General features: G+C 50.1%; 13 protein-coding genes and 1 pseudogene. 13 read left to right on the top strand and 1 reads right to left on the bottom strand.

What is annotated here, in order from left to right; genetic code table 11:
- Positions 1-47 precede the first annotated feature (47 nt).
- From pdhR to J0A65_RS00215, 6 genes are all read left to right on the top strand, one after another.
- A complete protein-coding gene (gene pdhR, locus J0A65_RS00190) occupies positions 48-809 on the top strand; it encodes a pyruvate dehydrogenase complex transcriptional repressor PdhR (RefSeq protein WP_206592096.1) in 762 nt (253 codons plus the stop codon).
- Between the two features lie 81 nt (positions 810-890).
- Positions 891-3,563 carry a pyruvate dehydrogenase (acetyl-transferring), homodimeric type gene (gene aceE / locus J0A65_RS00195; protein WP_206592097.1) on the top strand — a complete coding sequence of 891 codons (2,673 nt, stop codon included), beginning with the start codon at positions 891-893 and terminating at the stop codon, positions 3,561-3,563.
- Between the two features lie 14 nt (positions 3,564-3,577).
- Complete coding sequence (gene aceF / locus J0A65_RS00200) at positions 3,578-5,554, top strand: pyruvate dehydrogenase complex dihydrolipoyllysine-residue acetyltransferase (protein ID WP_206592098.1); 1,977 nt, start codon at positions 3,578-3,580, stop codon at positions 5,552-5,554.
- Positions 5,555-5,695: 141 nt separating this feature from the next.
- Complete coding sequence (gene lpdA / locus J0A65_RS00205) at positions 5,696-7,117, top strand: dihydrolipoyl dehydrogenase (protein WP_206592099.1); 1,422 nt, start codon at positions 5,696-5,698, stop codon at positions 7,115-7,117.
- A gap of 116 nt (positions 7,118-7,233) precedes the next feature.
- A complete protein-coding gene (locus J0A65_RS00210) occupies positions 7,234-9,381 on the top strand; it encodes a prolyl oligopeptidase family serine peptidase (RefSeq protein WP_206592100.1) in 2,148 nt (715 codons plus the stop codon).
- 126 nt (positions 9,382-9,507) lie between these two features.
- The gene (locus J0A65_RS00215) at positions 9,508-11,478 is read left to right on the top strand and encodes a TonB-dependent receptor plug domain-containing protein (protein WP_206592101.1); all 1,971 of its coding nucleotides are present in this window, start codon (positions 9,508-9,510) and stop codon (positions 11,476-11,478) included.
- A 1-nt stretch (position 11,479) separates the two neighbouring features.
- Here J0A65_RS00215 and J0A65_RS00220 read toward each other — a convergent pair whose 3' ends face one another.
- A complete protein-coding gene (locus J0A65_RS00220) occupies positions 11,480-11,881 on the bottom strand; it encodes an ExbD/TolR family protein (RefSeq protein ID WP_206592514.1) in 402 nt (133 codons plus the stop codon).
- Between the two features lie 292 nt (positions 11,882-12,173).
- Between J0A65_RS00220 and J0A65_RS00225 the strand changes: the two genes are divergently transcribed.
- From J0A65_RS00225 to J0A65_RS27225, 7 genes and pseudogenes are all read left to right on the top strand, one after another.
- Positions 12,174-12,512: a hypothetical protein gene (locus J0A65_RS00225; RefSeq protein ID WP_206592102.1), complete on the top strand. Its 339-nt coding sequence runs from the start codon at positions 12,174-12,176 to the stop codon at positions 12,510-12,512.
- Between the two features lie 41 nt (positions 12,513-12,553).
- Positions 12,554-13,795, top strand: a complete 1,242-nt coding sequence (locus J0A65_RS00230) for an efflux RND transporter periplasmic adaptor subunit (RefSeq protein ID WP_206592103.1) — start codon at positions 12,554-12,556, stop codon at positions 13,793-13,795.
- An 8-nt stretch (positions 13,796-13,803) separates the two neighbouring features.
- Complete coding sequence (locus J0A65_RS00235) at positions 13,804-16,944, top strand: CusA/CzcA family heavy metal efflux RND transporter (protein WP_206592104.1); 3,141 nt, start codon at positions 13,804-13,806, stop codon at positions 16,942-16,944.
- On the top strand, positions 16,932-17,189 hold the full coding sequence (locus J0A65_RS00240) for a DUF1289 domain-containing protein (RefSeq protein WP_206592105.1): 258 nt from the start codon (positions 16,932-16,934) through the stop codon (positions 17,187-17,189). The genes J0A65_RS00235 and J0A65_RS00240 overlap by 13 nt, the downstream gene beginning before the upstream one ends.
- The gene (locus tag J0A65_RS00245) at positions 17,189-18,022 is read left to right on the top strand and encodes an HDOD domain-containing protein (protein ID WP_206592106.1); all 834 of its coding nucleotides are present in this window, start codon (positions 17,189-17,191) and stop codon (positions 18,020-18,022) included. Before J0A65_RS00240 ends, J0A65_RS00245 begins: the two co-directional genes overlap by 1 nt.
- Positions 18,023-18,053: 31 nt before the next feature.
- Positions 18,054-19,244, top strand: a complete 1,191-nt coding sequence (locus tag J0A65_RS00250; protein ID WP_206592107.1) for a tetratricopeptide repeat protein — start codon at positions 18,054-18,056, stop codon at positions 19,242-19,244.
- Between the two features lie 198 nt (positions 19,245-19,442).
- A pseudogene (locus J0A65_RS27225) lies at positions 19,443-20,699 on the top strand (bifunctional aconitate hydratase 2/2-methylisocitrate dehydratase); the annotation flags it as partial.

Raw genomic sequence — 20,699 nt, forward strand, 5'->3', positions numbered from 1 at the left:
CACTATGCTTATAGGTTAATTGGTATTACCATTTTTGAATGAGTGTAATGCAACGAATTCGTACGACTAAATTATCCGATGTGATTATGGAACAACTGGAGTCCATGATCCTCGACGGCAAGCTCGCCCCTGGCGAGCGTTTGCCGTCTGAGCGTGATTTAGCCGAGCGTTTTGCCGTGTCCCGGCCCTCGTTGCGCGAAGCTATACAGAAGCTGGAAGTGAAAGGCTTAGTGGTACGTAAACAAGGTGGTGGCACCTTCGTGCAGACCAAGCTGGCACTTCTGGAAAACGCGCCTTTACTGGAGCTAATTGCCTCCAGGCCTGAATCCCAGTTTGATTTACTGGAGTTTCGTTTGGCACTGGAAGGCATGGCGGCCTATTACGCTGCATTGCGTGGCAATGAAGAGCAGATTGCCGCTATAAAGCAAGCTTATGATAGGGTCAGGCAAGCTCAGGATCGCGACAGACTGGATTTTGAAGCGCAGGCCCAAGGTCTGGCGAGTTTCTATCTGGAAGTCATTCAGGCCTCACACAACATGGTAATGCTACATATATTCCGGGGCTTACAGCCCTTGCTTAAGGATAACATCAGGCGAAACCTGGAAGTGCTGTCAACTTACCCTGAGGTAAGTGAGCAAATAGACAGGCAAAGGGTAAGAATACTGGATGCGATTGTCGCCAGTGATCCTGAACAGGCCAGGCTGGCCAGCAACGAGCATTTGGCCTTTATTGAAGAGACCCTGCTCGATATCAACCGGCAGAATACCAATATGCAACGCACCCTGCGTCGCATAGAAATGCCAGAATAAACAACAGAATGTCGGCGGATAAAGCGGTGTTTTGCACTATCTTTATCCACTAGCCCCATTCATCAATGAAAGGAAAGCGCTATGGCAGAACTGATTAAGCCAGACGTGGATCCCCAGGAAACACAAGAATGGCTTGAGGCACTCGAGGCGGTACTGGAAAACGAAGGTACTGAGCGAGCCCATTTCCTGCTTGAATCTCTGATTGAAAAAGCCCGTCGTAACGGTGCGTATTTGCCCTATACGGCGACAACCGCATACGTGAATACGATTCCGGCAGGCCAGGAGCCAACCATGCCGGGCGATCAGACTATCGAAGCCAGGATCCGCAGTGCCATTCGCTGGAATGCATTGATGATGGTGGTGCGGGCGTCTAAGAAAGATCTTGAGCTGGGCGGACATATCTCCAGTTTCGCGTCTTCAGCCATGTTATACGATGTGGGCTTTAACCACTTTTTCCGCGCCCCAAGTGATAGGGACGGTGGTGACTTCCTGTATATTCAGGGTCACGTGTCACCTGGTATCTATTCCCGCGCCTTTGTTGAAGGTCGTCTGAGTGAAGAAAAACTGGATCTGTTCCGTCAGGAAGCCGATGGTCAGGGCCTTTCTTCTTATCCTCACCCTAAATTAATGCCTGACTTCTGGCAGTTCCCTACCGTATCTATGGGACTGGGGCCAATGCAGGCGATCTATACTGCTCGCTTCCTTAAGTATCTGACCGATCGCGGCCTGAAAGATTGCTCCAACCAGCGCGTATGGTGCTTTATGGGCGACGGCGAATGTGATGAGCCAGAAAGCTTGGGTGCTATCGGCCTGGCTGCCCGCGAAGGCCTGGATAACCTGACCTTTGTTATCAACTGTAACCTGCAGCGTTTGGATGGGCCGGTACGTGGCAACGGCAAGATTGTTCAAGAGCTGGAAGGTACTTTCCGTGGCGCAGGTTGGGAAGTGTTCAAGGTTTTGTGGGGTCGCTATTGGGATCCGCTGTTTGCCCGTGACACTACAGGTAAACTGATTGACCTGATGAACGAAACCGTTGACGGTGAATACCAGAACTATAAAGCCAAAGGCGGCGCGTATACCCGCGAGAAGTTCTTTGGTAAGTACCCTGAGCTGAAGGAAATGGTTGCCAATATGTCAGATGAAGATATCTGGCGTTTGAACCGTGGTGGCCATGATCCGGTAAAAGTTTATGCTGCCTATAAGCGCGCCACCGAAACTAAAGGCCGTCCACAGGTAATCCTGGCTAAAACCGTTAAAGGTTATGGTATGGGGTCTGCTGGTGAAGGTAAGAATATTGCTCACCAGGTTAAGAAAATGGATATGGATGCGATTAAGCACTTCCGTGACCGTTTCAATATCCCGGTTTCCGACGATAAGCTGACCGACCTGCCATACTTCCGTTTCGCTGATGACAGTGCTGAAATGAAGTATCTGCGTGAGCGTCGTGAAGCGCTAAATGGCTTTATGCCAGTGCGCAAACCGCAAAGTGCAGAGAATCTGCCGGCGCCAGCCTTAAGTGCTTTTGATGCCATCATTAAAGGCTCCGGTGATCGCGAAATCTCTACCACTATGGCCTTTGTGCGTGTACTGACCGCTATGCTTAAAGACAAGCAGGTTGGCCAGCGTGTAGTGCCTATTATTCCGGATGAAGCCCGTACTTTTGGTATGGAAGGCTTGTTCCGTCAGGTTGGTATTTACTCGAGCCAGGGGCAGAAATACGAGCCTCAGGATGCCGATCAGGTCGCCTATTATCGTGAAGATAAGAAGGGCCAGGTATTGCAAGAAGGGATCAACGAGCTGGGTGCCATGGCATCCTGGTTGGCGGCAGGTACGTCCTACGCCAACAACGATTTGCCCATGATTCCAGTGTACATCTACTATTCTATGTTTGGTTTCCAACGTGTGGGTGACCTGGCATGGGCCGCAGGTGACAGCCAGTGTCGCGGTTTCCTGGTCGGCGGTACTGCCGGTCGTACCACGTTAAACGGAGAAGGCTTGCAGCACCAGGATGGCCACAGCCATATCCAGGCAGGCTGTATTCCTAACTGTATTACCTATGACCCAACTTACGGTTATGAAGTGGCTGTTATCGTGCAAGACGGTATGCGTCGTATGTTCGAAGAGCAGGAAAACGTCTTCTATTACCTGACCGTAATGAACGAGAACTATGTGCAACCGGCTATGCCGCAGGGTGTGGAAGAGGGCATTATTAAGGGTATCTACAAGCTTGAATCTGTGCAGGCAGAGAAGGCTAAGCACAGCGTCAAACTGCTAGGCTCTGGTACCATTTTGCTGCAAGTGCGCGAAGCGGCCCGTATTCTCAAAGAAGAATATGCCATCAGTTCCGACGTTTACAGTGTGCCGTCATTCAACGAACTGGCACGTGATGGTCTGGATTGCGAGCGCTTCAACATGCTGCACCCGCAAGCTGAAGAGAAAGTCGCATACATCACCCAAGTGCTGAATGCGGGTGTGGACGGCCCGACTATTGCCGCAACCGACTATATGAAGTCGTATGCTGATCAGGTTCGCGCGTTCGTTCCAGGCCAGTTCAAGGTGCTGGGTACAGATGGTTTCGGTCGTTCAGACAGCCGCGCCAATCTGCGTCGCCACTTTGAAGTGGACGCAGCCTATATCGTGGTGGCGAGTCTGCATGAACTGGCTAAAGCCGGTAAGCTTGAGCGTAAGGTAGTGAGCGAGGCTATTGCCAAGTTCGGTATTGACGCCGAGAAAATTAACCCGCTGTACGCCTGATAGGGAGGAAGAGCATGTCTAATTTGAAAGATGTCCTGGTTCCCGACGTCGGTGGGGATGAAGTTGAAGTTATTGAGATCTGTGTCGCCGTTGGCGACCAGATCGAAGCCGAACAGTCGCTGATTACGGTTGAAAGTGACAAGGCCAGTATGGATATTCCCGCGCCTTTTGCTGGTACGGTAAAAGAGATCCTGGTGAAGGTAGGCGATAAAGTCGGTCAGGATAAGCTAATCCTGAAAGTGGAAGCTGCCGATGCCGCTGCTGCGGTTGAAGCGCCTGTTGCCCAGGAGGCTCCTACTGCACCGGCCGCCAGTGCGCCTGCACCTCAAGCTGACACTCCCGCGACAGCTCCTGCAAGCGGCGCCAGCCAGATTATTGAAGTGACAGTACCGGATATTGGCGATGCCGCCGATGTGGATGTCATTGAAGTGCTGGTTGCTGTGGGTGACAAGGTTGAAGCCGAAACCGGTTTGATTACGCTGGAAACCGATAAAGCCACCATGGATGTGCCTGCGCCTAAAGCCGGTACGGTGAAAGAGCTGAAAATTAAAACCGGTGACAAAGTCTCCGAGGGCTCGTTGATTCTGCTGCTGGAAGTGGGTGTAAGCAGCAATGCTGAGGCGGCCCCGGCTGTTTCTGCTCCTGCAACTTCCGCTGAGGCTATGCCTGCCGCCGCGCCTGCGGGGCAGCCCGAAGTGAAGGAAGTGGTAGTACCGGATATCGGTGATGCCTCCGACGTGGATGTTATTGAGGTACTGGTTGCCGTAGGTGATAAGGTTGAAGCCGAAGCTGGCCTGATTACCCTCGAAACCGACAAGGCGACTATGGATGTGCCTGCGCCTTTTGCTGGTGTCATCAAAGAGCTGAAGATCAAAACGGGTGATAAGGTTAGCCAAGGTAGCTTGATTGCCCTGATTGAAACTGCGGGTTCTGCGCCTGCACAGCCAGCGCCAGCTAAACAGGAAGCCGCAGCGGCCCCTGCGCCCAGCGCAGCGCCAGCCAGCGCTTCGCGTCCACCGCCTGTACCGCATCACCCCAGTGCCGGTGAAATTAAATCATCCGGCAAGGTGCATGCTTCTCCGGCTGTGCGTCGTTTAGCTCGTGAGTTCGGTGTTGACCTGTCGTTGGTTAGCGGTACTGGCCCTAAGCGCCGTATCCTTAAAGAAGACGTGCAATCTTACGTGAAGTACGAGCTGTCGCGACCCAAAGCCAGTGTCGGCTCTGCGGTGGCCGCCGGCAGTGGTGGCTTGCAAGTCATTGCCCAGCCCAAGGTCGACTTTAGCAAGTTTGGTGAGGTGGAAGAGGTGGCACTGACGCGCATTCAGAAGCTATCTGGCCCTAACTTACATCGTAACTGGGTAACCATTCCGCATGTGACGCAGTTCGAAGAAGCGGATATCACTGAGCTGGAAGCCTTCCGTAAGGAACAAAACCTGCTGGCTGATAAGAAAAAGCTGGGTTTCAAGATTACGCCTTTGGTGTTTATCATGAAGGCCGTGGCAGATGCACTGAAAGCCTACCCGGTATTTAATAGTTCACTGTCTGAATCAGGTGAAAGCCTGATTATGAAAAAGTACATCCATATCGGTATTGCCGTTGATACGCCCAACGGGCTGGTAGTGCCGGTGGTACGTGATGTCAATAAGAAGGGCATTTATGAGCTCTCGCAAGAACTGATGGAAATCAGCATCAAAGCCCGTGACGGTAAGCTTAAAGCGGCCGATATGCAGGGTAGCTGCTTTACTATTTCCAGCTTGGGTGGCATTGGTGGTACGGCCTTTACGCCTATCGTCAACGCACCAGATGTAGCAATTCTTGGCGTGTCCAAGAGCGACATTAAGCCCAAGTGGAACGGTAAGGAATTTGAACCCAGGCTGATGCTGCCGTTATCACTGTCTTATGATCACCGCGTAATTGACGGCGCGTTGGCGGCACGTTTTGCCGTGCATTTAAGCAGTGTAATGGGCGATATCCGTCAGATGTTGCTGTAGTCGGGTTACCCGACCATGCTACCTGCGGTGTTGCACTAAAGTTTGACACCGCAGGTTTTGCCAAGCAGGGCCTGCGTAGGTATCATTCGCCGGTCTGCAAAGGATAGAACAACTTTTACCCCTGAACGATTGAGGTCACTAATGAGCGAGATTAAAACGCAACTGGTTGTGCTTGGTGCAGGACCGGGTGGTTACTCCGCCGCTTTCCGCGCGGCTGACTTAGGCATTGAAACTGTTATCGTCGACGCCCGTGAAACCCTGGGCGGCGTATGTCTTAACGTGGGCTGTATTCCTTCTAAAGCACTATTGCACGTTGCCAAAGTGATTGACGATGCGCGTGAAATGGCCGCCCATGGTGTGAGTTTCGGTGCGCCTCAAATCGATCTGGACAAAGTACGCGGATGGAAAGACAGCGTAGTTAGTCAGTTGACCAAAGGTCTGGCTGGCATGTCCAAAATGCGCAAAGTCCAACACGTTCAGGGTTATGGCAAATTCACCGGCAGCAACACTTTAGTGGTTGAAGGTAAAGATGGCAAAACCACCATCCAGTTTGACAACGCCATTATCGCTGCGGGTTCTGAGCCAGTATCTCTGCCATTCATTCCTAAAGACGATCCTCGCGTTATTGACTCTACCGGCGCACTGGAAATGAAAGACATCCCAGGCAAAATGCTGGTACTGGGCGGCGGTATCATAGGTCTGGAAATGGGCACTGTGTACAGAGCACTGGGTTCGCAGATAGATGTGGTTGAGTTCCTTGACCAATTGGTACCTGCAGCGGATAAAGACATCATCAAGGTTTACCAGAAGTACGTGAAAGACAAGTTCAACGTCATGCTGGAAACCAAAGTGACAGGTGTTGAAGCCAAAGACGATGGTTTGTACGTGAGTTTCGAAGGCAAGCAAGCCCCTGCCGAAGCCGTGCGTTACGACAAGGTGCTGGTGGCGGTTGGCCGTCGTCCTAACGGTGGTTTAGTGGATGCCGACAAAGCTGGCGTGAAAGTAGACGAACGTGGCTTTATCAGCGTAGACAAACAGATGAAGACCAACGTTAACCACATTTATGCCATTGGCGATTTGGTTGGTCAGCCTATGCTGGCGCACAAGGCCGTACATGAAGGTCATGTGGCTGCTGAAGTGATTGCTGGTAAGAAACACTACTTCGATCCGCGTTGCATTCCTTCTGTGGCTTATACCGATCCAGAAATTGCATGGGTAGGTTTGACCGAGAAAGAAGCTAAAGAGAAAGGCATCAACGTTGAAACCGCGACCTTCCCATGGGCTGCTTCTGGCCGCGCTATCGCTTCTGGCCGTACCGAAGGTATGACCAAAATGATCTTCGAAAAAGACAGCGGTCGCGTAGTAGGTGGTGCTATTGTGGGTATCAACGCCGGTGAAATGCTGGGCGAAATCGGTCTGGCCATCGAAATGGGCGCAGATGCTGAAGATGTAGCATTGACTATTCATGCTCACCCAACGCTGAATGAGTCTATTGGCCTGGCGTCTGAAATTTTCGAAGGCAGCATCACTGACTTGCCTAATCCAAAGGCGAAGAAGAAGTAATCGTCAGCATTGCTTTACTGTAAAAGGCGCCCTTGGGGCGCCTTTTTGCTTTCTTTGACTTTTAAATCCTTTCAATCCAGGTAAATTACGAGAACTAAAATAAGAAAGGAACATACATGAAGCCGTTTATTCCCGCTATTCTGGCGACCTCCATTTTGGCTGGCTGCTCGCAGCAAGCCGAGCAACCCACAGAGCGATCAATGCAAGCAGTTGAACCAAAGATTGAATATATAAAAACCAGGCAGTCCGATCAGGTGGATAGCTATTTTGATGTGCAAGTCCCTGATCCTTATCGCTGGCTGGAAGACGATCGCAGCGAAGAAACGGCTCAGTGGGTTAAAGCACAGAATGAGGTGACCTTCGGTTATCTGGAGCAGATCCCTTATCGTGATGAAATTAAACAGCGCATCACTAAGTTGTGGAACTACGAGCGGGTCGGCGCACCTTTTAAAGAAGGCGACTACACCTACTTCTTTAAAAACGACGGACTGCAGAATCAATCTGTGCTGTACCGCACTGACAGTCAGGGGCATACCGACGTATTTCTGGATCCTAATCAGTTCAGCGCGGATGGCACCACTTCATTAGCCGGCTTGAGCTTCTCCAAAGATGGCAGCAAATTAGCCTATTCCATATCCGAAGGTGGCAGTGACTGGCGTAAGGTTATCCTTATCGACACCGAAACTAAGGCGCAGTTGGAAGCACCTTTGGTAGACATTAAATTCAGTGGCATTGCCTGGTATGGCAATGAAGGTTTTTATTATTCCAGCTACGACAAACCCGATGGCAGCGAATTATCGGCGAAAACAGACCAGCATAAGCTTTACTACCATAAGCTGGGACAAGCGCAGACCGAAGACAGTGTGGTTTTCGGTGGCACTGATGCCGAGAAGCATCGTTATGTCGGCGCCTACGTGACAGAAGATGACAGATATCTGGTGGTGGAAGCCGCAGTATCTACTTCGGGCAATAAGTTATATATCCGTGATTTGAACAAGCCGGATGGCGAACTGGTAACAGTGCTGGATCATACGGATTCAGATACTTCGGTGTTGGAGAGCTTAGGTGACGAGTTGTTGCTGGTGACTAACCTCAACGCACCAAACAAGAAAGTCGTTAAAGTATCTGCCGCCAAGCCTGGGGTGGAAAACTGGCAGGATTTTATTGCCGAGACCGACAATGTACTGACCATCACTACTGGTGCGGGTTATTTGTATGCCGAGTACATGGTGGATGCTATCTCAAAAGTCATTCAGTACGACTATCAGGGCAAACAGGTACGTACTGTTGAGTTACCCGGTGTAGGCAGCGTGGGGGGCTTCAGTGCCAAGCAGGATGATAAGGTGGTGTATTTCACCTTTGGCAACTACACCATGCCAAATACTATCTTTGCCTTTACACCACAAACCGGTACCTCAGAAGTGTATTACCGACCCCAAGTGGCCTTTGACAGTGACGCCTATGAGTCTAAGCAGGTGTTCTATCATTCCAAAGACGGTACCAAAGTACCGATGATTATCACTTTTAAGAAAGGCACTAAACTGGATGGCACCAATCCCACCCAGCTATATGGTTACGGTGGCTTTAATGCCAGCATGACCCCAGGCTTTTCTTCTGCCTGGGCTGGCTGGTTGGACTTGGGCGGTGTTGTGGCCGTAGCTAACCTGCGTGGTGGCGGTGAATATGGCAAAGCCTGGCATAAAGCCGGCACCCAAATGCAAAAGCAAAATGTGTTTGATGATTTTATTGCTGCAGCCGAATACCTGATTGATAACAAATACACTGATTCCAGTCATTTGATGGTTCGCGGTGGCTCCAACGGTGGTTTGTTGGTTGGTGCGGTGATGACCCAACGTCCTGATTTGATGAAAGTGGCTATCCCGCAAGTGGGTGTAATGGATATGCTACGCTACCACACCTTTACCGCAGGAGCGGGGTGGGCTTATGACTACGGCACGGCCGAAGACAGCAAAGCCATGTTTGAATACCTCAAAGGTTATTCACCGGTGCATAATGTCAAAGCTGGCGTGCAGTATCCAGCCACCCTGGTCACCACCGGCGACCATGATGATCGCGTGGTACCGGCGCATTCCTTTAAGTTTGCCGCCGAGCTGCAGGCCAAGCAATCAGGTGCTAATCCAACGCTTATCCGCATTGAAACCAATGCTGGCCACGGTGCCGGTACACCCACAGCTAAGCAGATTGAACTATACGCAGACATGTATGCCTTTGCCCTTTACAATATGGGCATTCGCAAACTCTAAACAGCCTGAATAGGCTTTAAACGCGGCGGGCTATCGAGTCCGCCGTTTTTTTACCATGTTGTAATTTTATGAAATCTGCTACAGACTCAGACTAATGGTGCATTTGTAAAAGGTTTTAACAACTTGATGCGTGGTGTAGCTCCCGCTGCGGCTCTGCTTTTCACAATAAGCAACTTAGTCTGCAAGGACGCTTTCGCACAGGACGTCGAGGCGCTTTTTAATCTTACCTTCGATGAGTTGCTGGAACAGCAGGTCAGCATTTCGTCACGCGACGCTGTCGCGTTGGACGCCAGCCCTTCTACCGTTACCTTGTTTACCCGTCAGATGTTGGATCGTCTGGCTGTGTCTAATCTTTATGACTTACTTAACTATGTGCCTGGTTTTCAGGTGACCCGTGGGGACTGGGTAGGGGCCGTGCCCAAGGAACACGCCAGAGGTGTTTATCTGGATAACGGTTACGTGCTGTTTATGGTGGATGGGCAGAGAGTTAACGAAGTCTCGTTTGGCAAAGCCTCGGTGTATATGCCGTTTATTCCATTAAGTATTGCCGAGCGCGTTGAGGTTATCAGGGGACCTGGCTCAGCCTTGTATGGTAGCAATGCCTTTATGGGGGTGGTGAATCTTATCACCCGTAAACAAGACAATATGCTGGTGCCACGTATAGGTAACAGAGGCAGCCAGGCACTATCAGTGGCATATTTTCCTAACTGGTACGGATTGGACTGGCAGGTTTTACTGGATGTAGACCAGCAAGGACCAGCCAGCCACAGGTTTAACTATTCCCAGGTAAGGGATCCACGTCATTATGTTTTTGCCCAGTTGGGTGTGCAAGGTGAAATATGGCACCTAACGAGCCGCTATGCCAAGGCGAGGATGAACGGCTATATCAATCTTGGGGGCGCCAGTGAAGATAACCGTTATCAATCAGAGAACATTGGCATTGAAGGCGGTGTGACCTGGTGGCAGGGAGAACAAGGTACTCTGACCAGCACAGTGGATGTTAGTGAGCACCGAATTTCCAGTGCGGGTTTGTTACTAACTGCGGCGCAATCTGGCTTAGCTAACGATTTTTTTAATGGCCCTAATTGGGTCACACGCAATGTGCAATTCAGCACCGATTGGGTCAAACCTATCAACGATAATTGGGAATTAAGTGCAGGATTTGCCTGGCTGGACACTGAGCAAACTCAGGCAGGGGCCATGACCAGCCACTTATTAGATGGCGTTTTTTTATTAGAGGACCGCGCTTATCTTGGAGGGATCCGCAGCCTTGACCAGGTGGATGAATTTGATGCACTGCTGGCCAGCCAGGACTCCCGCAGTGGCTATGTACAACTTAAGTGGCAGGCCGCAGCAGATTGGTTAGTTTATCTGGGAAGCCGGGTGGACAGAGTTGAGCGCTTATCCACAAACTGGTCCCCCAGGCTGGCGCTTATTCATCAAGTAAATGCACAGCACAGTGTTCGTTTGCAATATGGCGAAGCCTTCCGCACTCCAACGATAAATGAGCTATTCTCCAGTGATGCGGTTACGCAAGGTAACCCAGAATTACAACAGGAAAAAATCGCTACCTTGGAAGCTATCTGGCGTTGGCAGGGAGAGCAGGCGCAACTGGAAACCGTATTGTTTCAGAATGATATGCGCGATTTTGTTAACAAGGTGGAGACGCAGCAGGACAGCCGTTTTTCCTTTGCTAATACCGGTCAGCATAGCATTCAGGGTATTGAGTCCAGTCTGAACATCAAGTTTGGCAGCCATTGGGAAACGCAAGTATCCTACACGCAGCTCTTTGATGAGCCTTTTAATACCAGTTTTAAGCGTTATGGGAATCTCAGACTGGGTTATCAGGATGAAATCTTCAGTCTCAATTGGGATCTGCTGTGGCGCACAAAAGTCTCTCAAGATACCTTTGTTCAGTCCGCATATGGGTTACTGAACTTTCAAGGGCGCTGGCAATGGCGGGAAAATCAGGCCTGGACTCTATCTGTGGTTAACTTATTGGATAAAGAATTCCAGGTTTATGAGCCCAGGCTGACCGGGTTAGCCATGCCTGGGGAGCGTCGTCAATTGATGTTGGGTTACCAATTATTGTTCTGAGTTAATTATCTACCATCACCGACAGTTTGGGTAACCCGGCTCTGGCAGCTTGATCGAGCACGCTCACTACAACGCCGTGCTTAGTCTCTTTATCGGCTTGAATCACCGCGTTTTCAGTGATGTTCTCGGCCAGAAAACTCTGAATATTCGCTTCAACGCGTTCTATATCAATCTGCCTGCCATTCATATACACAAAGCCGTTAGCATCTATTTTGATAGAGACGTTTTTACTCGGCTTGTTGCTCTTCTGTGCATCGTCGGGACGGTTGACTATCAAGCCTTTCTCTTTGACGAATGAGGTCGTCACTATAAAGAAGATCAGCATGATAAATACAATATCCAACATGGGGGTCATATCAATGTTGGCTTCTTCTGTTTCTCTGTTATGTTTTTTCTTCATGATTTCCCTCATGACGAAGCTGTCGCCTTCCTTCTGACAGATTCGCCTTAGATCACTATCATCCTTTCCCTATAGTCATCGAAAAATAGTTATTGTGCAAATATTCGACAGTTTATATTTGCTTAATCTGCACCTGAAAATAGCCAGAGCTAAAAGCTTGACCTTACCATAAGGTTAAGGTTTAGAGTTTATGGCACTTGGCAATGCCTCTGAGGTTGTTTACTCTTAACAACTTATGACAGTCCAAGTTGTCTGTTTTTTATAAACCGTTACGGGCTTGATACAAGAAATCCCAGTGAAACTACTTACTTGTCTGATACTTATCGCTACCCTGATGGTGGGCACCCACGTGCCAAGCCAGGGTGATGCGTTGGTATCCGCGCAGTCGCACCATATGCAAATGCAGCATGATTGTTGTGACGATGGTGAACACCTCGCCAGTATGGACAGGCAAGACAAGGTCTGTGGTGATGAATGTGGTCAGAGCGACTGTGCCACCCATTGTGTCAGTCATGGCGGTTTACTGGCCGGCTTGGTTAGCTCGCCGCCCTTGGCCACGCAGGAGCGTTTGAACCTGATTCCTGCTGAACTGCGTCGCCTGCCTTCGAATTTATTCCGTCCTCCTAACGCCTGAGTAAGCCCGATTCTTTCGTTTTTGCTTATTCAGGAGTTTTTATGAAACCTTTTATTTTTGCAGGTTTGCTTGGCACAGTATTGCTTAGCTCACCACTTGTAGCCCAACAAAACCAGGATCATAGTGCGCATCAAATGCCAACTCAGGCACAGCAAGATGCGGTGACTGGGGAAGTTCGTTATGTCTGTCCCATGCATAGCCATATTGTTAAAGACCATCCTGGCAACTGCCCAATATGTGGGATGGCGTTAGAGCCCGTCAGTCTGAATACCAATGCACAGCAGGATGGCCCGGTTATTCACGTCAGTGGTCAAATACAGCAGGCTATGTCAATTCGTACTCAAACTGTGCAAAGGGATGATATGTGGAAATATATCAAAACCTTAGGCACGGTTAGCTTTGATGAGTCGGCTATTTCCCATGTACACCCCCGGGTATCTGGATGGTTGGAAAAACTCACCGCTCATGCAGTGGGAGAACGGGTTGAAAAAGGTGAATTGTTGTTCACTTTGTATTCGCCGGAACTGGTAGTCGCGCAGGATGATTACTTGCAGGTGCTGAAAGGCGCGACGGGTTCTTCTCGTGATCGTTTAATCAAGCAAGCCAGACTGCGTTTGAATCTGCTTGGTATAGATGAAAAGGTGATTAGTGAGCTGGAGAAAAATGGTCAGTCGTTTTACACCGTGCCTTTTTACGCTCAGCAATCCGGTGTGCTAACAGCATTGAATGTGCGCCACGGTATGTATGTCACGCCTAATGTTGAGATGCTGTCAATCTCAGACCTGAAAAAGCTCTGGGTAATAGCTGATGTGTTCGAAAACCAGTTTGACTGGTTGAAGCTTGGTAAACCGGCCGAAGTCAGTCTGGCTGGGCTTGGCGTACATGGTATGGAAGTTAATATCGACTACATCTACCCACAGCTCGACCCTATTACCCGTAGCATGAAAGTGCGTTTGAGTCTGGATAATCCTCTGGAGCGCATTAAGCCGGGGATGACCGCTGAGGTGGCCATATTTGGTGGTCCGCTGCGTGATGTACTGGTGATGGATAAGCAAGCCTTGATTCAGACCGGGCAGGGTAGTCGCGTCATAGTCAAAACCGATGAACAGCAGTTTGCCGTGCGCAAAGTGCAAACCGGTATGCAGGCCAGGGGCAAGGTCGAAGTGCTGTCCGGGCTTACCGAAGGTGACGAAGTCGTGGTGTCCGGCCAGTTCTTGCTTGATTCCGAGGCCAGTCTGGCGGCTGGGCTGCAGCGTCTTGATGACGCCGGCCACAATCACTAGGAGGCCACATGCTTAGCAAACTGATAGAACTGGCAGTACGCCAGCGCATGCTGGTGCTGCTATTTAGCGCGCTGTTAGCTTTAGCGGGCTGGCAAGCCATGCGTGGCTTAAATGTTGACGCAATTCCTGACCTGTCGGATGTTCAGGTCATCATCAAAACCCCCTATCCAGGACAAAGCCCGGAGCTGGTCGAACAGCAGGTCACTTATCCACTGGCTAACGTGATGATGGCAGTACCCGGCGCCAGAACCGTGCGTGGTTTTTCCTTTTACGGTGATTCTTACCTGTATGTATTGTTTGAAGATGGTACAGACATCTACTGGGCACGTTCCAGGGTGCTGGAGTACCTGAATCAGGCTGCCAGTCAGCTCCCAGAAGGTGTACAACCACAATTAGGACCGGATGCTACCGGGGTGGGCTGGGTGTACCAATATGCGCTGGTGGATCATAGCGGTCAGTGGGATTTATCCGATCTGAAAAGCCTGCAAGACTGGTTTTTAAAGCAGGAACTGCAATCGGTCAGCGGGGTTTCTGAAGTTGCGACCGTAGGTGGCATGACCCGTACTTATCAGATTGTGCTCGATCCGCTAAAGCTGGCTGGTTACCAGATGTCGGTGGAGCAGGTCATTCAGGCGCTTAAGAATCACAACAGTGAAACCGGTGGCGCCTCGGTGGAGATGGCCGAAGCCGAATACATGATTCGGGTGCGTGGCTATCTGCAGACTATTGAGGATATTCAGAGTGTCCCCTTAGGTAAACGTAACGCCGGCAATGTGGCTTTGTATCTGAAGGATATCGCTGAAGTAAGATTAGGGCCACAGCTTAGGCGCGGTATTGCCGAACTGGATGGTAAAGGCGAAGTGGTCGGCGGCATTGTGGTGATGCGCAGCGGAGAGAATGCCCGCCAGGTTATCGACAAAGTGAAGCAGCGCCTGGAAGAACTAAAGAGCAGTCTGCCGGATGGGGTGGAAATTGTTCCTACCTACGACAGGGCTGATTTTATTCAGCGCGCGGTAGACAACCTGTCGGACAAATTGCTGATGGAAATGATTCTGGTGTCGCTGGTGCTGATGCTGTTCTTGTGGCACGTAGGCTCCATCATGGTGGCGGTACTGGTGTTGCCACTGGCATTGCTGGCCGCCTTCGGTCTGATGAGAATGCTGGATATTAGCGCCAATATCATGAGTTTGGGAGGAATCGCCATTGCCATAGGTGCGCTGGTGGATGCCGCCATCGTCATGATTGAAAATTTGCATAAGCATCTCGAACATTTCGAACATAAACAAGGGCGAAGGCCCAATAACACCGAGCATTGGCAATTGGTCAGCCAAGCGTGTAAGCAGGTGGGACCGGCACTGTTTATGTCTTTGCTGATTATCACCGCCAGTTTTTTCCCGGTTTTTGTGTTGGAAGGGCAAGAGAGCCGGTTATTCACGCCCCTGGCGTTGACCAAGTCCTTTGCTATGGCCGCTGCTGCTTTGTTGGCCGTGACCTTGGTGCCGGTTCTGATGGGATATTGGGTGCGGGGGAAAATCGTGCCTGAAAACAAAAATATCTTATCCCGCATCCTGATAGCCATGTATCGTCCGGTACTGACCAAAGCCCTGGCCTGGCCGAAGACCTGTTTGTTTATTGCCTTGCTGTTAATGCTCAGCGGTGCTTATCCATTGTCCAAACTGGGTAAGGAATTTATGCCGCAAATCGAAGAAGGTGATTTGCTGTATATGCCTACCACGCTGCCAGGTATCAGTGCCGGTAAGGCTGCCCAGCTATTACAACAAACCGACAGGCTGATTGCACAAGTCCCCGAGGTAAAAAGGGTGTTTGGCAAGATAGGGCGCGCCGAAACGGCTACCGATCCAGCGCCGCTGACTATGCTGGAAACCACGATTCAGCTCAAGCCTCGAGAGGAATGGCGTCCAGGTATGACGCTGGATAAAGTGATTGACGAGTTGCAGGCAACAGTGAAGTTTCCTGGCCTGACCAATGCGTGGGTACAGCCTATCAAGACGCGTATTGATATGCTCTCTACCGGTATAAAAACCCCCCTGGGGCTGAAAATTACCGGGCCTGAGCTGACCCAAATCGAATCCATAGGTCAGGATGTTGAGCGTTTGCTGAACCAACTATCTGCTACTCGTTCTGTATATTCCGAGCGGGTAGCGGCAGGGCGTTATCTGGATATAGAACCTGATTTTAAAGCCTTGGGCGAGTATGGTATCAGTTTGTCGCAACTGCAAAGCATCATACGTCAGGCTGTCGGCGGTGCTAAGGTCACGGATATGGTCATAGGTAACGAGCGCTACCCGGTTAACGTGCGTATCGATGCGCAGTACCGTGAAGACCTGGATGCTTTAGCCAGCTTGCCGATCAGCACGGCTCAGGGGGTATTTGTACCGCTTTCAGCCCTGGCCAATCTGCATCTCAAAGATGGCCCGGCCATGATTAAAAGCGAAAATGCACGCCAGGTGGGGTGGGTGTTTGTGGATATTCAGGATTTGTCTGTAGGAGAATACCTGAATCAAGCCAAAGCTTTGTTGGATAACGAGCTGACACTGCCGCCACGCTATGCGGTACAGTGGTCGGGGCAATATGAATCAATTAAACGGGTAGAGACTAAGCTGATTCAACTGGTACCCTTAACGCTGTTGCTTTGCTTGGTGTTGTTGTACTTTACCCTGTCAAGTTGGCGGCAAAGCCTGGTGGTGATGCTCACTCTGCCTATTGGTCTCAGTGGCAGTCTATGGTTGATTTGGTTGCTGGGATTTAACATGTCTATCGCGGTAATTGTGGGAATGATCGCATTGGCCGGAGTAGCGGCCGAGTTTGGTGTGGTAATGTATCTGTACTTGAACCATGCCTGGCAGGATGCCGACAGCCGGGATAACCAGGGGCTTTATCGGGCAACGGTATCAGGCGCTGTGCAGCGTATCCGTCCCAAAGCCATGACAGTGATTACCGTGCTGGCAAGTTTGCTGCCGATTATGCTGACACAGGGCACCGGTCATGAGGTAATGCAGCGTATTGCCGCCCCAATGTTAGGTGGCATGGTACTGGCGCCGTTCGTTTCGCTCTTTGTGATTCCGGTAATTTTTTATATGCTGGAACGCAGGCGCCACAACGTAACCGATACTGAGTGCAACAATTAGAGTTTTTTGACATTCCCAGTCCCTGCATTGGCGTATGCCAAAGCGGGGACAAGGGGTATTGCATTGGCTGCTTCAGGAGTCGTGAAGAGCGTCTTTATTGGCATCAGGTGGATGCCGATGTAAAACGTAAAATTATCCGCGCTTGCCAAATGCGGAAACGCCGTGCGATGTCTGCTGCACAGGCTGGCAAGGGGGGAGAGAAGCCAGATCAACAACTATTGGATTTTGACGAGGACCCGTTCTGATGCGCGCTACCGATTTAGCCAGATACGCCAGCCAATCTTTTGCCTTACCGGACACTTGTAGCCGGATTAGGGCATTGCTGGATGATGTCAGTGCTGATTCGGCAGACATCGCCGACGTTATTGCGTTGGACCCTTCCTTAAGTTCCAAGTTGCTGAAGTTGGCCAACAGTGCGCTGTTTCGCTTCCCCGCGCAGATTAATTCCATTCCCAAAGCTGTCGGTATTATCGGTGGTGAGGCTTTGTACAACCTGGCCCTGGCAGAAACCGCCACTTCGGCGTTTCGGCATTTCTCCAGTGAAGCGATTAATCTGCGCCGTTTCTGGCAGCAGAGTGTGTATTGTGGACTACTGGCTAAACATCTGGCTAAAACAGCCAAAATTCGTGCCAGCGAGCAGTACTTTGTGATGGGATTGCTGCATCAGTTCAGCGAATTGGTTGTAGCCAGCAAAGACGCCAGTCTGGCGCACCAATGTGAGGTGTTTGAAGCCGGGCAACTACCCTGGCAACGTCAGGAACAAGTGCTGGGTTTTACCTATGCACAATGCTCTGGGTTGATTCTACAGCAGTGGCATTTGCCAGAACAGTTTTGCTACGTGATCAGCAATGTGCACAAAGAGATTCATGCCAAAGACGGTAAAGACATTGCCATCGGCCAATTGGCAGTGCGTTTGGCTTTGCATATGGTGGACGACAGATACTGTCTGGATACGCTGCTATCACCACTGGCAATGAAAAAGCTCAAGCTGGCTGAGGAAGATGTTCAGGACGTGATTAAATTTACCAGAATGGATGCCCAAAAACTGCTGGCGATGATGAATCCCGAGTTGTTTTAAAAGTTTGCGGCGTTTTCAGCAGGGATAAGCTATGCGTATTAACAATTTTATCTGCATTTTGCTCGTACTTGTGCTGTGTGGGTGCCAGTCATCGCCAGTGACAGAGTATCAGGCTCCGGTTTACCAGAGCTTTTTGCCAACAAATTGGCCGACAGACGAGCAGGCCTCCGAAGAACATGCTGAAGCAGATTTATTCGCATTATCAGATGCTCAAAAGCAACACTTTCTGGCGTATTTCCACGCCCCCGAAAATGCAAAGCACCAACCTCATTGGCGTCTGGCTAATTTTCTTGAGAACAAACTGGGTAATTTTGATTACCGCGGCGATACCTATACAGCGCAACAAGCAATGGCCAGTAATTCCGGGAATTGTTTGTCGTTAGCGCTAATTACCGGCGCATTAGCAAAAGTTGTTGGGTTGAAAATTGAGTTTCAGCAAGTTGAAGCCGCACCCGTTTACCGACTTGAAACGGATCTCTTAATACTGTCTCGCCATGTGCGCAGCAAAGTGTATGACCCGGACTTTATTCTAGAAAAGCAGATGATCTATCTGAGTAAGCCCGCGGTCTTGATTGACTATTTACCAAGGTCGGGTGACAGATATGGAAAACGTGTGACAGAACAAGATGTTATTGCCATGTATTATCAGAACCTGGCGGCCGAAGCTCTGATAGAAAATGATTTAATCAAAGCGCACGGTTGGATCCGACTGGCACTGGCGCAAAATGAGTTGAATCCGTCCAGTTTAGCTACCCTGGCGGTGATTTATGCCCGAGGGGGCCACAAGCAGCAGGCAGAACAAGTTTATCTTTATGCTATGGAGCGGGACGTCAGGTCTTTGGAGTTATTAGATAATTATCGCCAGTTGCTGACTAAGCAGGGAAGAAATAAAGAGGCGGCACAAGTAGCGAAAAAATTAGGCAACACGCAGGACAATAATCCCTATCGGTGGCTTAAGCTAGCAGAACAAAGTTTTGCCGAAGGAAACTTTGAAACCTCAGTAAGCTATTACCGTAAAGCCGATAACATTGCGCCTTATCTGGAAGAAGTCCATTTAGGCTTTGCAAAAGCCTATTTTAAACTTGGCAAAATTGAAGCGGCCGCAAAAGCTCTGGAGAAAGCCATTGAGCTAAGCTACCGCGCCAAAGAGAAGCGTCTTTACGAAGCTAAGTTGGCAACCTTACGTGCTATTCATAGTGAAATGGAAAGCGATGCCAATTGAGAACTATTCCCATCTTATTCACCTTGTTTATTAAATTTTAATCAACATCACTGAAATTTATACTGGTTATAAGTGAACTAAAGGTTGGGCAAATTTAAATCTTCATACTAAACCCTTATACTTGTCGGGTTTTAATGTTCCTGCCGCAAACTGGGCAACCAGTCATTTGGGCAGCTAACTCAAGAAGAGGACCAAACTGTGTTAGAAGCATATCGTCAACACGTAGCAGAACGTGCCGCTGAAGGTGTCCCGCCAAAGCCTCTGAGCGCCGAACAGGTAGCTGAGCTGGTTGAACTGTTAAAGAATCCCCCTACCGGTGAAGAAGCCTTCCTGGTTGAACTGATTTCCGAGCGTGTGCCTCCCGGTGTGGATGAAGCGGCATACGTTAAAGCCGGTTTCCTGACCGCTATTGTTAAAGGTGAGGTCAGCTCGCCACTGATCAGTAAAGATGCTGCGGTACAACTGCTGGGCAATATGCACGGTGGGTATAACATTGTAACGTTGGTAGAGCTGTTGGATGACAGCGAACTGGCCGAGCAAGCTGCAGAAGAGCTGAAGCACACCCTGCTGATGTTTGATGCATTCCATGATGTGGAAGAAAAGGCAAAGGCTGGTAACGCCTATGCTAAAGATGTGATGCAGTCCTGGGCAGAAGGCGAGTGGTTTACCAGCCGCCCTGAGATCCCTGAGAAGATTACCGCGACAGTATTTAAAGTGACAGGTGAGACCAATACCGACGATCTGTCCCCTGCACCTGATGCTTGGTCACGTCCAGATATTCCTTTGCATGCGCGCGCCATGTACAAGATGACCCGTGATGGCCTGACGCCGGAAAAGCACGGTGAAGTTGGTCCACTGGCACAAATCGAAGAGATTAAAGCCAAAGGCCACCAGGTGGCTTTCGTGGGTGATGTCGTTGGTACTGGCTCTTCACGTAAGTCCGCGACTAACTCGGTATTGTGGTTCTTCGGTGAAGATCTGCCGGGTGTACCCAACAAACGTGGAGGTGGTATCTGTATCGGCGGTAAGGTTGCGCCTATCTTCTTTAACACCATGGAAGATGCCGGTGCATTGGTATTCGAAGCCGATGTCGACAACATGAACATGGGGGATGTGATCAACATCTATCCATTGGAAGGCAAAATTGAAAATGCCGAAACGGGTGCCGTGCTGGCCCAGTACGAGTACAAGTCACGTGTGATCCTGGATGAAGTGCGCGCCGGTGGCCGTATTAACCTGATCATCGGTCGTGGTCTGACGCAAAAAGCCCGTGAATCATTGGGACTGGGTAAAACCGACCTGTTTATGACCCCTGACCAGCCTGTCGACACAGGTAAAGGCTTCACACTGGCACAGAAAATGGTTGGCCGTGCTTGTGGCGTTGAGGGCATTCGCCCTGGTACTTACTGTGAGCCTAAGATGACCACAGTAGGTTCTCAGGACACCACAGGTCCA

The organism is Bowmanella yangjiangensis, from assembly GCF_017255015.1.
Taxonomy (GTDB): Bacteria; Pseudomonadota; Gammaproteobacteria; order Enterobacterales; family Alteromonadaceae; genus Bowmanella; species Bowmanella yangjiangensis.

Coding starts and splice junctions, on each gene's coding strand:
- pdhR (WP_206592096.1), top strand. CDS start 48: ATGCAACGAATTCGTACGACTAAATTATCCGATGTGATTATGGAACAA.
- aceE (WP_206592097.1), top strand. CDS start 891: ATGGCAGAACTGATTAAGCCAGACGTGGATCCCCAGGAAACACAAGAA.
- aceF (WP_206592098.1), top strand. CDS start 3,578: ATGTCTAATTTGAAAGATGTCCTGGTTCCCGACGTCGGTGGGGATGAA.
- lpdA (WP_206592099.1), top strand. CDS start 5,696: ATGAGCGAGATTAAAACGCAACTGGTTGTGCTTGGTGCAGGACCGGGT.
- J0A65_RS00210 (WP_206592100.1), top strand. CDS start 7,234: ATGAAGCCGTTTATTCCCGCTATTCTGGCGACCTCCATTTTGGCTGGC.
- J0A65_RS00215 (WP_206592101.1), top strand. CDS start 9,508: ATGCGTGGTGTAGCTCCCGCTGCGGCTCTGCTTTTCACAATAAGCAAC.
- J0A65_RS00230 (WP_206592103.1), top strand. CDS start 12,554: ATGAAACCTTTTATTTTTGCAGGTTTGCTTGGCACAGTATTGCTTAGC.
- J0A65_RS00235 (WP_206592104.1), top strand. CDS start 13,804: ATGCTTAGCAAACTGATAGAACTGGCAGTACGCCAGCGCATGCTGGTG.
- J0A65_RS00245 (WP_206592106.1), top strand. CDS start 17,189: ATGCGCGCTACCGATTTAGCCAGATACGCCAGCCAATCTTTTGCCTTA.
- J0A65_RS00250 (WP_206592107.1), top strand. CDS start 18,054: ATGCGTATTAACAATTTTATCTGCATTTTGCTCGTACTTGTGCTGTGT.